The 17,025-nt window shown below is 72.3% G+C and carries 16 protein-coding genes; 13 read left to right on the plus strand and 3 right to left on the minus strand.

What is annotated here, in order from left to right; all coding sequences use genetic code 11:
• Positions 1-142: 142 nt before the first annotated feature.
• Both ABZ822_RS13550 and ppgK read left to right on the plus strand, forming a co-directional pair.
• Positions 143-1,234 carry a 4-hydroxy-3-methylbut-2-enyl diphosphate reductase gene (locus tag ABZ822_RS13550; RefSeq protein WP_360851764.1) on the plus strand — a complete coding sequence of 364 codons (1,092 nt, stop codon included), beginning with the start codon at positions 143-145 and terminating at the stop codon, positions 1,232-1,234.
• A 30-nt stretch (positions 1,235-1,264) separates the two neighbouring features.
• A complete protein-coding gene (gene ppgK / locus ABZ822_RS13555) occupies positions 1,265-2,029 on the plus strand; it encodes a polyphosphate--glucose phosphotransferase (protein ID WP_360851766.1) in 765 nt (254 codons plus the stop codon).
• Positions 2,030-2,269: 240 nt separating this feature from the next.
• Here ppgK and ABZ822_RS13560 read toward each other — a convergent pair whose 3' ends face one another.
• Positions 2,270-2,842: a DUF6542 domain-containing protein gene (locus tag ABZ822_RS13560; RefSeq protein ID WP_360851768.1), complete on the minus strand. Its 573-nt coding sequence runs from the start codon at positions 2,840-2,842 to the stop codon at positions 2,270-2,272.
• A 304-nt stretch (positions 2,843-3,146) separates the two neighbouring features.
• Between ABZ822_RS13560 and ychF the strand changes: the two genes are divergently transcribed.
• From ychF to ABZ822_RS13580, 4 genes are all read left to right on the plus strand, one after another.
• Complete coding sequence (ychF, locus tag ABZ822_RS13565; protein WP_360851771.1) at positions 3,147-4,235, plus strand: redox-regulated ATPase YchF; 1,089 nt, start codon at positions 3,147-3,149, stop codon at positions 4,233-4,235.
• Positions 4,236-4,520: 285 nt separating this feature from the next.
• The gene (locus ABZ822_RS13570) at positions 4,521-4,724 is read left to right on the plus strand and encodes a hypothetical protein (RefSeq protein ID WP_360851774.1); all 204 of its coding nucleotides are present in this window, start codon (positions 4,521-4,523) and stop codon (positions 4,722-4,724) included.
• Entirely contained in the window at positions 4,724-5,050 is a 327-nt protein-coding gene (locus ABZ822_RS13575) for a hypothetical protein (RefSeq protein ID WP_360851776.1), read from the plus strand. Before ABZ822_RS13570 ends, ABZ822_RS13575 begins: the two co-directional genes overlap by 1 nt.
• Before the next feature lie 248 nt (positions 5,051-5,298).
• On the plus strand, positions 5,299-8,235 hold the full coding sequence (locus tag ABZ822_RS13580; protein ID WP_360851779.1) for a SpoIIE family protein phosphatase: 2,937 nt from the start codon (positions 5,299-5,301) through the stop codon (positions 8,233-8,235).
• Here the strand turns inward: ABZ822_RS13580 and ABZ822_RS13585 are convergent.
• Positions 8,219-8,518 (minus strand): hypothetical protein, encoded by a 300-nt coding sequence (locus tag ABZ822_RS13585; protein WP_360851782.1) that lies wholly within the window; start codon positions 8,516-8,518, stop codon positions 8,219-8,221. The two genes, ABZ822_RS13580 and ABZ822_RS13585, sit on opposite strands and share 17 nt — an antisense overlap.
• A gap of 279 nt (positions 8,519-8,797) precedes the next feature.
• Here ABZ822_RS13585 and ABZ822_RS13590 point away from each other — a divergent pair, with 279 nt between their 5' ends.
• From ABZ822_RS13590 to ABZ822_RS13615, 6 genes are all read left to right on the plus strand, one after another.
• Complete coding sequence (locus ABZ822_RS13590; RefSeq protein ID WP_360851785.1) at positions 8,798-9,991, plus strand: alpha/beta hydrolase; 1,194 nt, start codon at positions 8,798-8,800, stop codon at positions 9,989-9,991.
• A gap of 98 nt (positions 9,992-10,089) precedes the next feature.
• On the plus strand, positions 10,090-10,842 hold the full coding sequence (locus ABZ822_RS13595) for a GntR family transcriptional regulator (RefSeq protein ID WP_360851788.1): 753 nt from the start codon (positions 10,090-10,092) through the stop codon (positions 10,840-10,842).
• 532 nt (positions 10,843-11,374) lie between these two features.
• The gene (locus tag ABZ822_RS13600) at positions 11,375-11,557 is read left to right on the plus strand and encodes an SPOR domain-containing protein (protein ID WP_360851791.1); all 183 of its coding nucleotides are present in this window, start codon (positions 11,375-11,377) and stop codon (positions 11,555-11,557) included.
• A 274-nt stretch (positions 11,558-11,831) separates the two neighbouring features.
• A complete protein-coding gene (locus ABZ822_RS13605; RefSeq protein ID WP_360852427.1) occupies positions 11,832-12,221 on the plus strand; it encodes a (deoxy)nucleoside triphosphate pyrophosphohydrolase in 390 nt (129 codons plus the stop codon).
• Positions 12,222-12,358: 137 nt separating this feature from the next.
• Positions 12,359-12,793, plus strand: a complete 435-nt coding sequence (locus ABZ822_RS13610; protein ID WP_360851794.1) for an ATP-binding protein — start codon at positions 12,359-12,361, stop codon at positions 12,791-12,793.
• Positions 12,794-12,995: 202 nt separating this feature from the next.
• Positions 12,996-15,647 carry a SpoIIE family protein phosphatase gene (locus ABZ822_RS13615; RefSeq protein ID WP_360851797.1) on the plus strand — a complete coding sequence of 884 codons (2,652 nt, stop codon included), beginning with the start codon at positions 12,996-12,998 and terminating at the stop codon, positions 15,645-15,647.
• A gap of 93 nt (positions 15,648-15,740) precedes the next feature.
• On the opposite strand, the gene ABZ822_RS13620 is transcribed toward ABZ822_RS13615, so the two are convergent.
• Positions 15,741-16,160: a GNAT family N-acetyltransferase gene (locus ABZ822_RS13620; protein ID WP_360851800.1), complete on the minus strand. Its 420-nt coding sequence runs from the start codon at positions 16,158-16,160 to the stop codon at positions 15,741-15,743.
• 172 nt (positions 16,161-16,332) lie between these two features.
• Between ABZ822_RS13620 and ABZ822_RS13625 the strand changes: the two genes are divergently transcribed.
• Positions 16,333-16,941 (plus strand): hypothetical protein, encoded by a 609-nt coding sequence (locus tag ABZ822_RS13625; RefSeq protein WP_360851803.1) that lies wholly within the window; start codon positions 16,333-16,335, stop codon positions 16,939-16,941.
• Positions 16,942-17,025 lie beyond the last annotated feature (84 nt).

Genomic DNA, 17,025 nt, shown 5'->3' on the forward strand with positions numbered 1-17,025 from the left:
ACACGCGGAGCCCCGGTCCGCCACCCGCGGAGTCGGAGGTCGGCCGCCCGGGCGGCCCCTGCCCGCCACATGCGACGACCCGGTCCCAGTCTGGGTACGAGGCGAACGAACCGCTCGGCGACGCGGCCTTACGATGGTGCGCATGACTGCTACGCCCAGCCCGTCGCCCGCCAGTGCCTCCAGCGGAGACGTCTCGCACCGCGAAGACCGGCGCCGCGTCCTGCTCGCCGCCCCCCGGGGCTATTGCGCAGGTGTGGACCGTGCCGTGATCGCCGTCGAGAAGGCCCTGGAGCAGTACGGCGCACCGGTCTACGTGCGCCACGAGATCGTCCACAACAAGTACGTCGTCAAGACCCTCGAGAAGAAGGGCGCCATCTTCGTCGACGAGACGGAGGAGGTCCCCGAGGGCAACATCGTGATCTTCTCGGCGCACGGCGTCGCGCCGGTCGTCCACGAAGAGGCCGCGCGCGGCAAGCTCGCCAGCATCGACGCCACCTGCCCGCTCGTCACCAAGGTCCACAAGGAAGCCGTCCGCTTCGCGAGCGACGACTACGACATCCTCCTCATCGGCCACGAGGGCCACGAGGAGGTCATCGGGACCAGCGGCGAGGCACCCGACCACATCCAGCTCGTCGACGGCCCGGAGGACGTGAAGAACGTCGAGGTCCGCGACCCGGACAAGGTCGTCTGGCTCTCCCAGACCACCCTGTCGGTCGACGAGACCATGGAGACGGTCGACGCCCTCAAGGGCCGCTTCCCCAACCTCCTCTCCCCGCCCAGCGACGACATCTGCTACGCCACGCAGAACCGGCAGGTCGCGGTCAAGCAGATGGGCGCCGAGGCCGACCTCGTCATCGTCGTCGGCTCCAAGAACTCCTCGAACTCCGTCCGCCTGGTCGAGGTCGCGCTCGGCGCGGGCGCCAAGGACGCGCACCTGGTCGACTTCGCCGACGAGGTCGACGAGGCGTGGCTGGAGGGCGTGAGCACCGTGGGCGTCACCTCCGGCGCCTCCGTCCCCGAGATCCTGGTCGAGGGCGTACTGGAGTGGCTCGCCCAGCGCGGCTACGAGGACGTGGAGACGGTGACGGCCGCCGAGGAGTCCATCGCCTTCTCGCTGCCGAAGGAGCTGCGCCGTGACCTGCGGTCCGAGGCGGCGGGACTGGTCTCCACAGGCTCCGCGGACGCGACGTCCCCGACGGCGCCGTCCGGGGGTTCCTCCGCGTCCGGCACGTGAGGTTCCGCTCCGCGCCGTAGCGTTGTGCACATGAATGTTTTCGGCGTGGACATCGGCGGGTCCGGCATCAAGGGCGCCCCGGTCGACCTGGACCGGGGCCTCCTCCGCGAGGAGCGGCACAAGGTGCTCACCCCGCATCCGGCGACCCCGGAAGCCGTGGCCGGATGCGTCAAGGAGGTCGTGGACCACTTCGGCTGGTCGGGCCCGGTCGGCGTGACCTTCCCGGGAGTGGTCACCGGCGGCACCACCCGTACGGCCGCCAACGTGGACAAGGGCTGGCTGGACCGCGACGCGGAGGGCATGCTCGCCGATCTGCTCGGGCTGCCCGTGACGGTCCTCAACGACGCGGACGCCGCCGGGGTCGCCGAGATGGCGTTCGGCGCGGGCCGCGGCCGCACCGGAACGGTCATCCTGCTGACCCTCGGTACGGGCATCGGCAGCGCGGTCTTCACCGGCGGACGCCTCGTCCCGAACACCGAACTCGGGCATCTGGAGCTGGACGGGCACGAGGCGGAGAAGCGCGCGTCCACCAAGGCCAAGGAGGACGAGGACCTCGGCTGGCACCACTGGGCGCGCAGGCTGGAGAAGTACCTGGCGCACGTGGAGATGCTGTTCTCGCCGGAGCTGTTCATCCTCGGCGGCGGGGTGAGCCGCAAGGCGGAGAAGTTCCTCCCGCACATCGAGGGCATCAGGGCCGCGATCGAGCCCGCGCAGCTCCAGAACAACGCGGGGATCGTGGGCGCGGCGATGGCGGCGGCCGACCGGGACGCGGGGCCGGCGGCGAAGGTCGCGTAGCCGGCGGCGAAGGTCGCACGAAGGCCGCACAGGGAAGCGGCGGGTACGGGCGCCTGGAGCGCGTCGGTGCCCGCCGTTCGTGCGGGGCGGCGCGCGGCTTCGAGGGGGCGCGTTTCGAAGGTGCGCGCCGTGCCCGCCGTTCGTGCGGGATGGCGTGCGTTGAGGTGCTCGCCGTGCCCGCCGTTCGTGCGAGGCGGCGCGCGGCTTCGAGGTGCGAGCGCCTCGCGAGGATGCGCTCGCTCAGGCGCGCTGGGTGCGTTCGCCGGGCCGGTCGCCCGCGGGCGTGCTCTGCGCGCGCCGGGCCGCCCGGTCTCCCAGGCGCAGGACCTTGCGCGCGGCGACGGTCAGGCAGGCCGCGAGCGTGCCCCCGTACAGCCACCCGGCCTGCAGCGCGAGCTGCGTGAACACCGCCACCACATGGCTGCCGATGCCGCCCTCGCCGCCGCTGATCGGAGGCAGCCCTGCCGTGAAGGCGATCGGTGCGCTGACCGGTGCCCCGATGAGGTCGGCGGGGCGTACCCAGAGCCCGGCGGCGACGCAGACGAGGACGAAGACCAGGCCGTACACGAAGGGGGACCCGTCGAGCAGCCACTCGTCCAGGGCGCCCGCCGTGAACATGGCGAGCATCGAGAGCAGCCCGCAGCCCAGCCCGGTGAAGCGGGGGCCCGGCACGCGTTCGAGCAGCCGCAGCCGCCGCAGGGCCGCCAGTACGGGAGGCGCGGTCCGCGGGGGCGCGGCGCGGTAGACGGTGGCCGACTCCTGCTCGGGCACGCGGGGTTCGCGCTGGGGCTTACGGGTCCTGGGGTGATCCACAGGACCAACGTAGGTCGCGTCACGGGTGGAATCAGCATATGGACACGCCGTTGGCCAGGCCTTGATCCTGCGTTCGACCTCGGCCGTCCCGCCCCGGCCACGCTCGCCGCCCGTGCGCCCGGTGCGGCGGCTGTGTGTGCCCGGTGCGGCGGCTCCCGCGCTCGGGCCGGGTGCCGCTCGCCCGCGCCGGGCCGCCCGTCCCCACCGCGTACCGAGCACCCTCCGCGACGCCCGTAGACTGGATGACCGTGCCCGCACGGCGGGCCGGGTCCCTTCACACATTCTCGCTACGGGAAGTCGCCACGTGTCGCTCACGATCGGAATCGTCGGTCTGCCGAATGTCGGCAAGTCGACCCTGTTCAACGCCCTGACCAAGAACGACGTGCTGGCGGCCAACTACCCGTTCGCCACCATCGAGCCGCACGTCGGCGTCGTCGGCCTCCCCGACCCGCGCCTGGACAAGCTGGCCGAGATCTTCTCCTCCGAGCGCAAGCTTCCGGCCACCGTCGACTTCGTCGACATCGCGGGCATCGTGCGCGGCGCCTCGGAGGGCGAGGGCCTGGGCAACAAGTTCCTCGCGAACATCCGTGAGTCCGACGCGATCTGCCAGGTCATCCGCGCGTTCCAGGACGAGAACGTCGTCCACGTCGACGGCAAGGTCTCGCCCAAGAGCGACATCGAGACGATCAACACCGAGCTGATCCTCGCCGACCTCCAGACGATCGAGAAGATCCTCCCGCGGCTGACGAAGGACGCCCGCCTGCAGAAGGACAAGGTCGCGGTGCTCGGCGCCGTCGAGGCGGCGAAGGCGATCCTCGAGGAGGGCCGCACGCTCTTCTCAGCGGGCATCACCAAGGAGACCGAGCAAGGACAGCTCCTCCGCGAGCTCTTCCTCCTCACCACCAAGCCGTTCCTCTACGTCTTCAACGTCGACGAGGACGAGCTGACGGACGAGGCCTTCAAGGAGGAGCAGCGCGCCCTGGTCGCCCCGGCCGAGGCGATCTTCCTCAACGCCAAGATCGAGTCCGAGCTGATCGAGCTGGACGACGAGGAGTCGCTGGAGCTGCTCCAGGCCATGGGCCAGGAGGAGCCGGGCCTCGCCACCCTGGCGCGCGTCGGCTTCGAGACGCTCGGCCTGCAGACCTACCTCACGGCGGGTCCGAAGGAGTCCCGCGCCTGGACGATCAAGAAGGGCGCCACGGCCCCGGAGGCGGCCGGTGTGATCCACACCGACTTCCAGAAGGGCTTCATCAAGGCCGAGATCGTCTCGTACGAGGACCTGGTCGAGTCCGGCTCCATCCCCGAGGCCCGCGCGAAGGGCAAGGCGCGCATGGAGGGCAAGGAGTACGTGATGCAGGACGGGGACGTGGTGGAGTTCCGCTTCAACGTCTAGGCGCCGTTCCACGACGCCGCTGGTGCCGCATGTGCAGGTCAGGGGCCCGACTCGTCGGAGTCGGGCCCCCTGTCGTCCAAGCCCGTCCTTCTGCTGCTGGTGGGCAGCGAGCGTCGGTCATCGAGGCGCTGCAGTCGTACGGGCGCCCGTTCTTCGGCCGGGCAGCGAAAATGACGGTTCGTCCCCTGACCCTGGCCGACGTGCAGGCCATGACCCGACTCGACGCCGCCGGGGCCGTCGACGCCCAGCGTTGCAGGCCAAGCGGTCCTGGCCGCTGATCTCCCCTTGTCCGTCAAGCCGGACACCAAGAACAAGCGCTACCGGATCGCCGACCCGTATCTGCGGTTCTGGCTGGCCTTCCTCGTGCGCGCGATCCCCCTCGTCGAGCGTGGCCGCGGTGATGTGGCACTGGAACGGTTCGAGAGGTCGTGGACCACATGGCGCGGGCGAGCGGTCGAACCAGTGGTCCGAGCATCCTTGCTGCGTTGATGCCCGATGACGAATGGCCCGAGACCGAGACCGAGGCCGTCGGCGGTTGGTGGAACCGTCAGAACAGCCCCGAGATCGATCTCGTCGGCGCGGACCGCGAGCCGACGGCTCGGCAGGTGCACTTCGTGGGGTCGGTCGAGTGGCTGGAGACCCAGCCCTTCGGGCGTCATGACTACGACCCCTTGGTACGCGACATGCTCGCTGTCCCCGGTGCCGCTCCGGACACTCCGCTGGTCGCCGTCTCCCGCTGCGGAGTGGCCGATGATCTGCCGCTGACCGCGCACTGGGGGCCGGAGGATCTCGTACGGGCGTGGCGGCCCGGATAGCCACGGAGTGGTGGCGGGCACGCGCCGCCGGGCCGAGCCCCGTGACGGACGCCCGCCGCGCCGAGCCCCGTGACGGACGCCCGCCGGGCCGAGCCCCGCGGGGTGCCGGGCCGCGGCCCGGCCGTAGCGCGTGCATCCGCTCTGTACGGGCCCTGCGGATTCCGTCCCCCCGCCCGGCGCGCCATCGGGCGCGGGTTGGCACATCCTGGTGATACGACGTGCGGGCGTCCGTAGCGGGAGGACGCGACATGGTGGGCGAGGAAGCCCCGACGGGGGCCGGGACGGGGCGGACGGGCCTCGGTTCCGGACCCGCCACCCGAACCGGCGCCGGAATCCGTGATCGCGGGGCCGGCACCGAGAGCGCCCTTGCCACCACCCTGGCACCCGTCCTGACCGAGGCCGTCCAGGCCGGTGGCGGCTACGGGGGCGGGATCTACCTGCGCTCGCGCGACCGCCGCTCCCTCGTGCTCGCTCTGGTCGCCGGAGTGCCGCGCTCACTGATCAAGTCCTGGTGGCGGATGCCGGTCAGCGGCGCCCTCCCGACCTCGGAGGCGTACCGCACCGAGAAGCCGGTCCATCTGTCGGACGAGGGCGAGACCATGCGCCGCTATCCGCAGATGGCGGCCGGTCTGCCGTACGCCTTCGCCTCCGCCTACCTTCCTGTGCGCGCCCACGGTGAGGTCGTCGGTGTTCTGGTCGTCCTCAAGTCACTCGCGGAGCGCGATGCGGGCGCGGCAGGTGACGCGGCCGCCGGTACCGACACCGGTCCGGAGAGCGATCAGGACGGCGTCTTCGCGGAGTGCCATGACCGGCTCCTCGGCGCCGTCGCGTCCATCAGCGACGCCCTGGGGCACCTGGACGCCCACGACCGCCGCGTCGAGTACGACGACGAGCCGGTGAGCATACGGCCCCCGGACGCCATCTCCACCGGGATACGGGTCGGACTCATCGACTGGGACCTCGGCACCGGCGCCTTCGCCGCGGACGCCGACGCCTGTGCCGTACTCGGCACCACTCCGGAGACCTTCGGCGGCACGGTCGCCGACGTCGAGGACCTGATCATCCCCGACGACCTCCACGAGCTGCGGTCCTCGGCTGCGGAGGCCGACGAGAAGGGCTGGGTCCGGGCGCGGAAGTTCCGGGTCCGCGACGTACGCGACGTACAGGACGTCACCGAGAACGAGGCCCGCTACCGGCCCGTCGAGCTGTGGGGCCGCATCGTGGAGGGCCCGGCACCCGGTTCGTCCTCCTTTGCGCCGCCTCTGCCCCCGCCCGACCCCGGCCCTCCGCCGCCGGCCACGCCCCACCCCCGTACCCCCGCTTCGCCCACCTGGGAACCGTCCAGCCGGGAAGCACTCACGCGAGAACCCCCCGAGCCGGACACCGCCCCGCCAACGCCCGGCGTCCCCATGCCCGGTGTCGCCGCGCCCACCCCCGGCGTCGCCCCGCCGGAGCCCGGCGGCCTGCCCGCCCCCACCGTCCGCCTCGTCGGGGTCGTCTTCGACGCCGCCTCCGGCAGCACCGCCGCCGAGGCCGCCGAGCGCCTCCCCGACGGCGTCTTCTCGCTCGACCAGGACGGCCATGTCGCCTACGTCAACCACCACTGCGAGGAGCTGCTGCGCTGCGACCGCGAGGACCTGCTCGGCCGCCACCCCTGGCACGTCCTGACCTGGCTGTCGGACCCCGCCTACGAGGACCGCTACCGGGCCGCCATGCTGTCGCAGGAACCCACGTCGTTCCTGGTGCACCACCCCGCCGGAGAATGGCTGGGATTCGTCCTCTATCCGGATGTGCACGGCCTGACCGGCCGGATCTTCCCGAGCGATCCGCCGCCTCGCGCCGCCGAGGGCGAGCGGGAGGCCGTACCGGAACCGCGGTTCCACGTCCCGCCCGAGACGACCATGGCTCTCACCCGCCCCGGCGCCCTCTACCACGTCGTGCAGATGGCCAGCGTGCTCACCGAGGCCGTGACCGTACGCGAGGTGTGCGTGGCGGTCGCCGAGCAGCTGCTGCCCGCGTTCGGCGGCCAGGAGCTGGCTATGTACGTCGTCCGCGACCGGCGGATGTACCTCGCCTGGGAGTCCGGCTACCCCGAGGGCTTCCTCGACCGCTTCGAGGGCGTCTCCCTCGACGCCCACCTCCCCGGCGTCGAGGCGCTCACCACCGGCGTCCCCATCTTCTTCGAGTCGCCGGGCCACCTGTCCGCCGCCTACCCCGGCATCGCCCTGGACCGGATGCACGCCTGGGCGTTCCTGCCGCTCATCGCCTCCAGCCACCCCGTCGGCTCGCTCATCCTCGGCTACGACGCCCCGCACGGCTTCACCGCCGACGAACGCGCCGCGCTGACCGCCCTCGGCGGGCTGGTCGCCCAGGCACTGGAGCGGGCCCGGCTGTACGACGCGGAGTTCACCCTCGCCCGCGGACTGCAGGACGCGCTCCTGCCGCACCGGCTGCCCCCGGTCGAGGGCCTGCGCACGGCCGGCCGCTACCTCCCCGGCACCCAGGGCATGGAGATCGGCGGCGACTGGTACGACGTGATCGAGACGAGCCGGGGCGTGGCCCTCGTCATCGGCGACGTCGAGGGGCACAGCGTGGCGGCCGCCGCCGTCATGGGGCAGCTCCGCAGCGCCGTGAACGCGTTCGCCTCCAGCGACAGCCCCCCGCAGGACGTCGTCTGCCGCACCAACCGGATGCTCGCCCACCTCGACGCGGGCGTCTTCGCGACCTGCTGCTACATCGAACTCGACCCCCGTACGGGACTGGCCAGTGCCGTACGCGCGGGCCATCCGCAGCCCGTGCTGCGCCACCCCGACGGCTCGACCGAGGTCCTGGACCTGCCCGGCGGCACGCTGCTCGGTGTCGATCCGGAGGCCGCCTATCCGGTGACGCGATTCCGGCTGCCGGTGGACGGCGTGCTGGCCCTCTACACCGACGGTCTCGTCGAGCAGCCGGGCCACGACATCGACCTGGGCGTCGACCGGATGCGGGCCGTCCTCGCGGGCACCGGGCCCGAGGCCCTGGAGGACATGGCGGACCACGTCGTCCAGCAGGCCCGGATCGCCCCCGAGCGGCCCGACGACGTCGCGCTGCTCCTCACCGCGTACGTCGGCACCGCGACGGCGGACGGCACGGATCCGGCAGCCACGGAGGAGAGGGCTCGGAGGGGACTCACCGCCGGGCCATGAAGTCCGCGAGGCCCTTCTGCACGTCGTCGACGTTCATCACCGGTGCGAGGTCGATCTTCGCGCCGAGTTCGAGGAAGAACGGTTCGCAGACGGTCGGCAGCTGCGAGGAGTCCTGCATGTCGAACACCACGAGCGCGCAGCGGTCGCCGTCCTCGTTGACGAAGTAGGCCGCCTCCGGCCTCAGCCCCTCCAGCGCGGAGAGCAGGGTCTTCTCCAGCGTGCCGTTCTTGATGGCCTGATTCGCCAGCTCGGTGTTCATCCGGGCCTTCATGAGCATGCGCATGCCACTCACCTCTCCCGGGCGGACCGGGGTCGGGCGCATGCCGTACGCGCTCCGGGACGGCCTCGATCGCGCTCTGCCTCCAGCGTCCCTCCCGGCGCGCGGGGCCGCAAAGACCGGCGGGCCGGGAAGCGGCGGGCAGCGCGGCACGAAGGACCCGTGCCTGGGCCCGGTGTCCCCCTCCGATGCCACGTCGCTGCGCCGAACGGCCCAGTCGGCGGGACGACTTCGGTCCGGCCGGGAAGTGCTGGGCCGTGGTGGGCCTGTGCGAGGAGGTCGGTCATGCCAGTGGCGCGCGGGATCGGACGGTGGCTGATCGTCGCGCTGCTTCTCCTGCTCGCCGCCCTGGAAGTCGTGCTCCTGGTGCTGGTGTTCGTCCCACTCCCCCGCCGCCCGCTCGTCGCCGCCGCATCCGTGCTCGCCACGTCCTGGTGCACCGCGGTCCTCGGCATCCCGGCCCTGCTCGGCCTGGCACTCGTCCGCGGTCTTTGGCGGACCCGGGCCGTCCGCGCGAAGCGCTGGGCCGGCTGGATCGCGCTGTCCGCCTGCGCGATCGCCCTGGCCGGCGCCCTCGCGCCGTACGCGGCGGCCCTGGCCACGGCCCGCGTCCACGGTGAAGGGCTGTCCCTGGCCCAGCAGTTCGCGGGTCTGAACTACTCCCGCGAGCCGGAGCGCGACCGGACCCTGGTGTACGCGCGTGTGGGCAAGCACCGGATGAAGATGGACGTATGGCTGCCGGACGGCAGCCGGTCGCCCTCCGCGCGCCCCGCCGTCGTCTGGGTGCACGGCGGCGGCTGGGAGTCGGGCCACCGCAGCCAGACCCCGCGCTGGAACGAGTGGCTGAACGACCGCGGGTACGCCGTCTTCGACATCGAGTACCGGCTCGCGCCCCGCGCCACCCAGCTCCAGCAGATCGGTGACGTGAAGTGCGCCATCGGCTGGGTGCGGCGCCATGCGGAGCGGTACGCGGTCGACCCCTCGCGGATCGTCCTCGCGGGCACGTCGGCCGGGGGCAACCTCGCCCTGTCCGCCGCCTACACCGCCCACGACAACCGGCCCCGCCCCTCCTGCGACACCCGGGGCGACACCTCCGTCCGCGCGGTGGTCTCGTTCTACGGGCCGACGGACATGGCCGGGATGATCGCGGGCGGCGCGAACCGGGCGGATCCCAGGGTGCGCCGCTTCATGGGCGGTTCGCTGATGACGGCGTCCGCGGGCTTCCGCCTGGGCTCGCCGGTCCGGCTCGTACGGCGGGACGTGCCGCCGACCCTGCTGCTGCACGGCAGCCACGACCGGCTCGTCCCGGTGGGCCAGGCGCGCGAGCTGAGCGCACGGCTGGCGCGGGCGGGCGCGGTGCACTCGTACGTCGAGATCCCGTGGGCGGACCACGCGTTCGACTACAACTGGGGCAACTGGGGCACCCAGATCGCGCGGCCGGTTCTGGCCCGCTTCCTGCGGCTTCATGCTGGGCCCTGATCAAGATCAGCACTTCGGGTGAATCTTTGGCCCCCACTTGCGATCGGCAACCCTCGGTTGCCAGGGTGTTGCAGTCTGTCAAACTGTGGGAGGGGCACGTGCCTTTCGGTGAGCAGCCTGCGTACCTTCGGGTCGCCGGTGACCTGCGGCAGAAGATCGTCGACGGCTCACTGCCGCCGCACACGAGGCTCCCGTCCCAAGCTCGCATCCGCCAGGAGTACGGCGTCTCGGACACCGTCGCGCTCGAGGCGCGCAAGGTGCTCATGGCCGAGGGGCTTGTCGAGGGGCGCTCCGGGTCGGGGACGTATGTGCGGGAGCGGCCGGTGCCGCGCCGGATCGCCCGCTCCGGCTACCAGTCCGCCGCCGACTCCACGCCGTTCCGCCAGGAGCAGGCCGACGAGCGGATCAAGGGCACCTGGGAGTCGAGCAGCGAGCAGGAGCCGGCGAGCCCGGCGATCGCCGCACGGCTCGACATCGAGCCAGGGGAGCGGGTGATGCGGACCCGGTACCTCTTCCGGGCCGAGGGTGAGCCCGCCATGATTTCGACGTCGTGGGAGCCGCTCGCGGTCACCGGCCGCACGCCGGTGATGCTGCCCGAGGAGGGGCCCCTCGCCGGGCGCGGGGTGGTCGAGCGCATGGCCGCCATCGACGTCGTCGTGGACAACGTCCTGGAGGAGATCGGCGCGCGGCCGGGCCTCGCTGAGGAAACGCTTGCGCTGGGCGGTGTGCCGGGGCATCCGGTGCTGGTGGTGGCCCGCACCTTCTACGCGTCCGGCAGGCCGGTCGAAACGGCGGACGTGGTCACTGCGGCGGATCGTTACCGCATCGCGTACCACTTGCCCGTACGGTGACGGGCGCGGCGGGCGCGGCCGCTGTCCCTCAGCCGCGCCACCGCCGCCCTGCCGTTCCTGCCGCTCCGTGAGGTGAACGCCCGTCAGGCGCCCTCTCCGCAGCCCTGAGCGCGGTCCTGGCGGTCCGTCACGCCTGCGCCCGTCGTCGGCCGTGGATCGGAGGCGAGTCCCCTGCGTGCCTTCAAGCCGCCGCGACAGCAAGGGTGTTGGGGGAGGACCGCCTCTGACGGGCTGATCGGTGCCCCCTGCCGCGAGGCTCCACCCCGGCCTGTACTGTGTCCCGCGCCCGCGATCGTCCCGGTGTGACCGCCGCTGAGGCGAGGGGTGGCCTTCGGTTGCCCGGGTGCGGCCGGATCGTGCCTGCGGCCCCTGGCCCCTACCCCGAACGCGTGGCCGGAACGGTACCTCTTTGTGAAAAGGCGTATCCGTTGCGTGAAGGTCGGGCGTAGGCTCGGCATATGCGGATCGCGATTTCCTCACAGGCCAGGGCGCTGCGCGCACGGAAATGTGCGACGGCGCGAGGGGCGAGGCGATGAGCGACAGCGGTGCCGTGCTGCCATGGCTCGTCATACGCCAGGACGAGAACGGCAATCGCTATCGCGTCGGTCGTTATGCCACCAGGGCGGAGGCCGAGCGGGTGGCCACCCGCCTGGAGTCGAAAGGGCACAAGCAGCTCTACTCGGTCGAGCGGATAGGCCGCCGCACCCCGTCGTGACCGGCGTGCCCGCCTCGCCGCGGGCGTCGCAGTCGCATATCGGAAGCGTGCCCTCCGCCGGCCCGCGCCTGTCCTCCGTCGTGCCGGGCCGTCCTCCGCGGCGGCCTGAGGCGGACCCGGGGTTGTGTTCCGTCCGACCGCGCTCCGCCCTGCACCCGTACGCCGCCGGGAACGGACGTACGCCGCCCGGGAGCGCTGGGTGCCTGGGCCTGCTCGGGGTTGCGCGACCGGACCTCGTCGTAAGGTTCCCCGCGTGACGGGTGAAAAGACGCGGATCGTGGTCGGTGGCGCCGTACTCGGCGGCGGGCGGTTGCTGGCCGCGCGGCGCAGCGCTCCGCCCGAGCTCGCCGGCCGGTGGGAACTGCCCGGCGGCAAGCTGGAACCGGGCGAGACGCCCGAGGCGGGCCTGGTCCGCGAACTGCGCGAGGAACTGGGCGTCGAAGTGGAGCCGCTGGCACGGATTCCCGGCGCGTGGCCCCTCAAGCCGGGCTATGTGCTGTGGGTCTGGGCCGCCCGTCTCGTCGCGGGCGAGCCGCGGCCGCTGGAGGACCACGACGAGCTCCGCTGGCTCACCCCCGACCGGGTGGACGAGGTGGACTGGCTGGACCAGGACCGGCCCGCGGTCGCGGAGGCGATGCGTCTGCTCGGCCGAGCCGTAGGGTAGTCCGATATGTCGTTTCATGCCACAGTGCACCAAATGCGTCTATAGCGGACGTCGATATCGGGTATGCCGTCTGTAGCGATACCTCAATCCCCCGAAACCGGACACCGGGGTCTGCCAGTGGTCTGGAAGTGGTCGGCGTGAGCGACTCTGCAGGGGTTCCCCGAGCGAGCCCTCCTGCCGCGCACACCACGCCGGAGCCCGGTGCCTCGTGGAGCTTTCCGGCCGAGGCGGGGTCCGTCCGGGCCGCCCGCGCCCTGGTCCGTTCGACCCTCAATGAGTGGGGTCTGAACGCCGTCAGCGACGTGACCGTATTGCTGGTCAGTGAACTCGTCACCAATGCGCTGCGCCATGCCACCGGCCCGATCGGGGTCCGTATCCAGCGCATCCGCAACGACGCACTGCTCGTCGAGGTGTCCGACCCGATGCCCGATCTGCCGAGGGAGCGGGACGCGAGGCCCGACGACGAAGGGGGGCGCGGTCTGCAACTGGTGTCCCGTACGTCCCGTCGCTGGGGGACGCGGCGGGAAAGCGCGGGAAAGACGGTGTGGTTCGAGCTCGGCCTGCCCGGTTAGAAGAAAGGAGTAGTGCTGATCACGGGACTGATCCAGGCCGCAGTATCTCCGACGTGATGCATGGCTGTGACCTTCCGGGGGCCGCTCGCAGACCCTCGAATGAGACAGTGCTGTGATCGTGAAGGCCGTGTTCCGGATGGCTGAGGTGCTGGATACTCGGCGGAGGCCGGTCCGGGCAAGGTGAGCTGGAGGGGACGGGCGCGTGAGCGACATACCAGCCGGGGCGGGGACGCCCGATGAGACGGCAGATGCCCCCGTGTGGCAGAGCAGCCCGCCCGGGTCGATATACGACTACATCAGGGTCGCCTCCTTCTCCCTCGGTCCCGACGGCCGCATCGACCAGTGGAGCGAGCGAGCCGCCGAGCTCCTGCGGATCCCCGCCTCCGAAGCCATCGGCAAGGACCCCGTCGAAGCGTTCGTCCCCGCGGAGCTTCGCGATCACGGCCAGCGCAAGGTCGCCGAGATCCTCGACGGCCGCGAGTGGGTCGGCCTCCTCCCCTTCCGTACGAGCGAGGGCACCCGCCCCTTCGGTCTCGCCGAGGTCTACGTGATGCCCGCCGAGGCGGAGGGCGGCGGCCGCGGCGCGGTCTGCATCGTCGTGGACGCCCGGGTGCTGCGCGGCATCGAGACCGACCTGGCCGCCTCACAGGCCGTTTTCGGCCAATCTCCCATGGGCTTCCTGCTGTTCGGCACGGACCTGAAGATCCTCCGTGCCAACGAACGCTTCGCCGCCGTGTTCGGCGGCACGTCGGAGTCGCATCGCGGCCGTGCCCCCAAGGACTACCTGACTCCCGTCGAGGCCGACCGACTGAACGCCGCCCTGCGCAAAGTCCTCGACACCGGAAGCTCGGTGACGGACCTTCAGCTCATGGGCACCATCCCCGGCGAGTCGGAGCGCCGCCGGTGGTCCGTCAACCTCTACCGCCTGCACAGCGGCAGCGGCAGGCCGATCGGCGTCGCCGGTCTCGCCACCGACGTCACCCGCCGCCGCAACGCCGAGCGCGAGGCGGCCAGCGCCCGCCGAAACCTCGCCCTCCTCAACGCCGCCGGCGCCCGGATCGGCAACTCCCTCGACCTTGAGACCACCGCACGCGAACTCCTCGACGTCGCCGTACCGCAGTTCTGCGACCTCGCCTCCGTCGACCTCTACCAGGGGCTGCTCAGCGGCGACGAGACACCGCCCGGACTCGCCGACGGCAGTGCGGAGTTGCGGCGGGTCGCCTTCGCCAGCGCCGTGGCCGACGCCCCCGTCGCCGTCCCCGCGCCCCGCGCGAGCGGCGAGAACTGTGAACCGCACGCCATCGAGGTCGGCGCGGTCCACCGCTTCCCCTTCAACTCCGCCTGGGCCGACGCCCTGCGCACCGCGCACCCCAAGGTCGTCTCCGCCCAGGACGGCGACGAGGCGCCCGAACTGGGCTCCGCCGTCGTGCAGTCGACCCTCGCCGTCCCGATGGTTGCCCACGACACCGTCGTCGGACTGGCCCAGTTCTCCCGTACGAAGGGCAGCGAGCCGTTCGGTGAGCGCGACACGGCGCTCGCCGTCGAACTGGCCGCCCGCGCCGCCGTCTGCATCGACAACGCCCGCCTGTACCGCCGCGAGCACGAGCGCGCCCTGATCCTCCAGCGCAGCCTGCTGCCCCCGGGTGACCCCGAGGCCGCCGGGCTCGACATCGCCTGCCGCTACCTGCCGGGCAACACCGCCACCGAGGTCGGCGGCGACTGGTTCGACGTCATCCAGCTGCCCGGGCACCGCACCGCCCTCGTCGTCGGCGACGTGATGGGCCGCGGCCTGCGCGCGGCCGTGGCGATGGGCGAACTGCGCACCGCCGTACGCACGTTGGCGCTGCTCGACCTGGAGCCCGCGGAGGTGCTCTCGCAGCTCGACGAGATCGCCCGCGGCCTTGGCTCACCCGCCGGCGCGTACGGGGACGCCCGGACCGGCCGCGGCGCCACCGCCGCCTCCCGCTCCTCCGACCTCTCCGAGGTCTACCTCGCCACCTGCGTGTACGCGGTCTACGACCCGGTCACCCGGCGCTGTACGTTCGCCAACGCCGGCCATCTGCCGCCCGTCCTCGTCGAGCCGGGCGAGTCCGCGCTGATGCTGGAGGTCCCGACCGGCATGCCGCTGGGCGTCGGCGGCGAGCCCTTCGAGGAGATCGAGGTCGAACTCCCCGACGGCGCACTCCTCGCGCTCTACACCGACGGCCTCGTCGAGTCCCGCGACCACCCGCTGGACGAGGGCCTGCAGGCGTTCCGCAACGCCCTCACCGACCGGCCGCCGGTCCCCACCGCGGAGGACGCCGGAAGCCCCCTCGAAGACCTCTGCGACCGCGTGCTCGCCAGTCTCGACACCCGCCACGGCGAGGACGACATCGCGCTCCTCATGGCCCGCGTCCAGGGCCTGCCCGCCGAATCGGTCGGCGACTGGAAGCTGGCCACCGAGCCCAAGTCCGTCGCCCGGGCCCGGGAGCTGACGCGGGAACAGCTGACCGCCTGGGGCTTGGAGCAGCTGGTCGACACCGCCGAGCTGCTCGTCAGCGAACTGGTCACCAACGCCCTGCGGTACGGCGCCGGGATCCCTCTCGGGGAGCCCGGCGGCGAGATCCGCCTGCGGCTCCTGCTCGACACCACGCTGGTGTGCGAGGTGTGGGACGGCGGTCTGGTCCAGCCCCGCCGCCGGCGCGCCCGGGACACCGACGAGGGCGGCCGCGGACTGCAACTCGTCGGACTGCTCAGCGCGGGCTGGGGCAGCCGCCGCACCCCGCGCGGCAAGACGGTCTGGTTCGAACTGGCCCTCCCCGACGGCGAAACCCCGGCGGCGGACCCGGTCGAGGCGCTGCTGAGCCTGTACTAGGGGTCCTCCCCGCGAGCCGCCGCGGCGGGTCGGGGGCTCCGATCGGACGTGACGCCCGATCGGACGTGACGCCCGTCCGAGGACGGCGCCGCGTCACACGTCGCGGTACATCCCCACCGACGCCGGGGCCGTCGGCCGGAAGCCGAACTTCTCGTACAGGAACCGTGCGTCGCCGTCGGCGATCAGCGAGACGTACGCACCGGCCGGAGCCCGTCGCTCCAGCTCGCCGACCAGCTCCGCCATGATCCGCTTGCCGAGGCCCCGCCCCTGGTGTTCGGGCGCGACGCAGATGTCGACGATCTGGAAGAAGCATCCGCCGTCCCCGATGACCCGGCCCATCCCGACCGGCTCGTCCGCGCACAGCACCATCACGCCGTGCCAGGTGTTCGGCAGACCCGCCTCGGCGCCCTCGGCGGTCATGGCGCTCAGTCCGGACACCGAACGCAGCCGGAGATACGTCTCCGCCGGCGGCGCACCGGTACGCAGTTGGTAAGGGTCAGTAGTGTTTTTCATCTACTACACGCTACCGAAGGCGGCAGGCCGCCGCCAAGGCGTCCGCGCGGATCGCCCCGCGCGCGTCCCTCGGCCAACCGGCGGGTTTTCCGGACCGGTCCCGGCATGGCCCGCGGACGGGCGGCGCGACGTGACCGGATGCTGGGTGCTTCTGATCCCTGCGGGAGCGACCGTGGACGACCCCAGCCGTCGAGGAGCCGGGAAGGCGGCAACCACCGGCGCGGGCCGTGACACCCCCGGTGAGCCGGGGGTCATCGGCATCGCGCTCGCCGCCGTGCTCACCGCCGCGCTCGCCCAGGGCTCCTGGCAGTGGTTCGCCACCTACGTCGGGGTGACGCTCCTGGCGCTGATCCTCACCTTCTACCGGCTGCCCGCGTGCAGGCCCGGCGCCGTCCTCGGGTACCTGCGCAATCTGACGGCGTACTCGATGGTCGTCGGCCTGTGCGTCGCCATCGCGCTGGCCCCGGCCCTGCAGCGATGGGCGTGGCTGTTCCCGATGCCGGGCACGCGCGACGCCTGTCCCGAGATGGGTGATTACGCGGTCCTTCAGGCGGAGGCCGACCTGGCCGGCCTGGCGGGACGCGACCCCGCCGCCGTGACCCACGCTCAGAGGATCCAGAGTCATGCCGCCCTGTCCGACTGCCTGGCGGCCACGACGACCCAGTGGCTCCCGGTCTACGGGGCGGGGGCAGCCGTACTGGTGGGCGTGACCGCGTGGTTCCTGCAGCGGACCCGCGCGCGGAGACGGCCGGCCGCCCCGGACGGCCCCCGCCGGACCTGACCCCCGCCGCGCACCTTCCCCGGAACGCGCATCGGCGGTGCCCCGGCCGGGAGTTCACCCGGTCCTGACACCGCCGATGCGTGC

This window comes from Streptomyces sp. NPDC047108 (genome assembly GCF_040643575.1).
In the GTDB taxonomy this organism is placed as follows: domain Bacteria; phylum Actinomycetota; class Actinomycetes; order Streptomycetales; family Streptomycetaceae; genus Streptomyces.

Coding starts and splice junctions, on each gene's coding strand:
- ABZ822_RS13585 (WP_360851782.1), bottom strand. CDS start 8,518: ATGCGCATGCTCATGAAGGCCCGGATGAACACCGAGCTGGCGAATCAG.
- ppgK (WP_360851766.1), top strand. CDS start 1,265: ATGAATGTTTTCGGCGTGGACATCGGCGGGTCCGGCATCAAGGGCGCC.
- ABZ822_RS13580 (WP_360851779.1), top strand. CDS start 5,299: ATGGTGGGCGAGGAAGCCCCGACGGGGGCCGGGACGGGGCGGACGGGC.
- ABZ822_RS13590 (WP_360851785.1), top strand. CDS start 8,798: ATGCCAGTGGCGCGCGGGATCGGACGGTGGCTGATCGTCGCGCTGCTT.
- ABZ822_RS13575 (WP_360851776.1), top strand. CDS start 4,724: ATGCCCGATGACGAATGGCCCGAGACCGAGACCGAGGCCGTCGGCGGT.
- ABZ822_RS13620 (WP_360851800.1), bottom strand. CDS start 16,160: ATGAAAAACACTACTGACCCTTACCAACTGCGTACCGGTGCGCCGCCG.
- ABZ822_RS13550 (WP_360851764.1), top strand. CDS start 143: ATGACTGCTACGCCCAGCCCGTCGCCCGCCAGTGCCTCCAGCGGAGAC.
- ABZ822_RS13600 (WP_360851791.1), top strand. CDS start 11,375: ATGAGCGACAGCGGTGCCGTGCTGCCATGGCTCGTCATACGCCAGGAC.